At 63.7% G+C, this 2,152-nt stretch carries 1 protein-coding gene and 1 pseudogene (1 of these 2 running past the window's edge); one reads left to right on the plus strand and one right to left on the minus strand.

Features of this window, described 5'->3' with window-relative positions; translation table 11 throughout:
- Positions 1 to 1,758, plus strand: the 3' portion of a protein-coding gene (locus NKJ91_RS19240) for a M23 family metallopeptidase (protein WP_352456840.1). Its footprint begins 201 nt before the window's first position; 1,758 of the gene's 1,959 nt are visible here — the last part of the coding sequence; the start codon falls outside the window, past its left edge; it ends in the stop codon at positions 1,756 to 1,758.
- A 17-nt stretch (positions 1,759 to 1,775) separates the two neighbouring features.
- On the opposite strand, the pseudogene NKJ91_RS19245 reads toward NKJ91_RS19240, so the two are convergent.
- A pseudogene (locus tag NKJ91_RS19245) lies at positions 1,776 to 2,152 on the minus strand (MFS transporter); the annotation flags it as partial.

The raw sequence follows: 2,152 nt of genomic DNA on the forward strand, positions 1-2,152 counted from the left end.
CCCGAGATCGCCGAACTGATCAGCCTTGCCAGTGGCGACGATTCCGGTGAGATCGCCAAGACGACACGGCTGGTCGCGCTGCGCCAGATCGCCAAAGCCAAGGATCGCCGGCGCATGGAAGTGTCGATGGTGACCAAGGTTGGCGACCGCGATGTCATCCACACCATGCCTTTCGTGCAGATCAAGATGGCGCTTGCCGCCGGTCACACGACCAGCCGGGCCTATCCGCCTTTCGACCCGATGCAGGTGTTTGGCAATGGCGACGACAATGCCGCCCAGCCGGCAGCCGCCGCCGCCAGCCAGATCTATGGCGCCAAGGTCGAAAGCGAGATGAGCTTGAAGACCGTCGATTTCCCGATCGAGACGGCGGCCTTCGACGAAAAGAGCGACCTTTCTGCCGACGAGGTGGAAAAGGTCGTGCGCGAGGCCGGTACCGATCTGAGCGACGGCGCTGTCCAGGTCGCTTCGCTGCATTATGTCGACCCACAGCGATTCGGTGACGGCTTCGCCGAAAGCATGGCTGGCTCCTATGACGTCAAGATCGTCCCGGAAAACGTCTCGGTGTCGCCGCGCGCCGCCATCGACGACCAGGCGCCGGCTTTCGCCGAGGAAATCATCCCCTTCACCAAGGATCTCGACATTGCCGAGGCCTTCGCTGATTCGGGCTATACCGGCGAGGATGCCACCGGAATGGCCGAGGCGATCGCCAAATTGCTGAATGCCACGGCCCTCAAGGCAGGAACCGTGCTGCGCGTTGGGCTCGAGGTCCATGGCGACGCCGCCAAGATCGTTCGCACCAGCGTGTACGACAGGACCCAGCACATCGTCACCATCGCGCTCGACGACCACGACCAGTACGTGCCGGCGCAGGAGCCGGAGCCAAATCCCGAATTGCTGACGGCGTTCGACGATTCGCCTGCGCCCATAGTGCGCGGCAACCTGCCGAACGTCTATGACGGCATCTACCGCACCGCCTATTCCTACGGCATGTCGAAGGCGATGACGCAGCGGCTGATCAAGTTGCTGGCATCCGGTGTCGACTTCCAGTCGCGCCTCAATCCCACGGATCGTATCGAGGTGCTGTTCTCGCAGCCCGATGGCGACGACCAGGCGTCCGACGAATCCGAGCTGCTTTACGTCTCCGCGACTTTCGGCGGCACGACGCGAAATTTCTACCGTTTCCAGATGCAGGACGGCAGCACCGACTATTTCGACGAAAACGGCAGCAGCGCCGAGCAGTTTCTGCTGCGCAATCCCTTGCCCAATGGCCGGTTTACGTCCGGGTTCGGTGCCAGGCGCCACCCCATTTTGGGGTATGTGAAAATGCATACCGGCACCGACTGGGCGGCTCCCGTGGGGTCGCCGATCATTGCCGCGGGCAACGGCGTCGTCGAAAAGGCCGGCTGGGCCGGCGGCTATGGCAAGCAGATCATCTTGCGTCACGCCAATGGCTACGAGACGTCCTACAATCACCAGAGCGCCTTTGCCAAAGGCATCGAGCCGGGTGTTCGCGTTCGCCAGGGTCAGGTTATCGGCTATCTCGGCTCAACCGGCCTCTCCACCGGTCCGCATCTTCATTACGAACTGATCGTCAACGGCACAAAGGTCGATTCGATGCGCGTCCGCCTACCGGTCGGCAAGACGCTGAAGGGCGACGACCTCGTCGCCTTCAAGCGCGAGCGCGAACGCATCGACGACCTGCTCAAGCAGGAAGACAGCAATCAGTTGAAGGTCGCGAGCGCCAAGATCGAAGGCTGAGCCGACGTTTTTCGTCGTCAGCCCTGCTGATTCGCCGTGTCGCGCGCCCATGGCAGCCGCTCGCCGGAAACCGTCGTCCACGCGGTGATTGCCGAAAACAGGCAAAGCAGCGCGGTCACCGCGGCAACGGCGGCGAATGCCGCGTCGCTGGCGGCAAGTCGTGCCGCATCGAGGCCGGGCGCCAGGCCGGCTGGCGGCGGTTCGCCGAAACCCGGAATGCCGGAGCCGGCAGCGGTGCCGAGCACGCCAGCATAGACCCAGGCCGCCAGCGATCCCATCGCCGCCACGGCAATCAGGCCGCCGATGCGCGAGACGGCGTTGTTGATGCCCGAGGCCGCACCCGTATCCTTGTCCTCGACCCCCGTCATGACCGCGGTCGACACCGGCGATAACC

Origin of the sequence: Mesorhizobium sp. M0040, assembly GCF_040323505.1 — a bacterium.
In the GTDB taxonomy this organism is placed as follows: domain Bacteria; phylum Pseudomonadota; class Alphaproteobacteria; order Rhizobiales; family Rhizobiaceae; genus Mesorhizobium.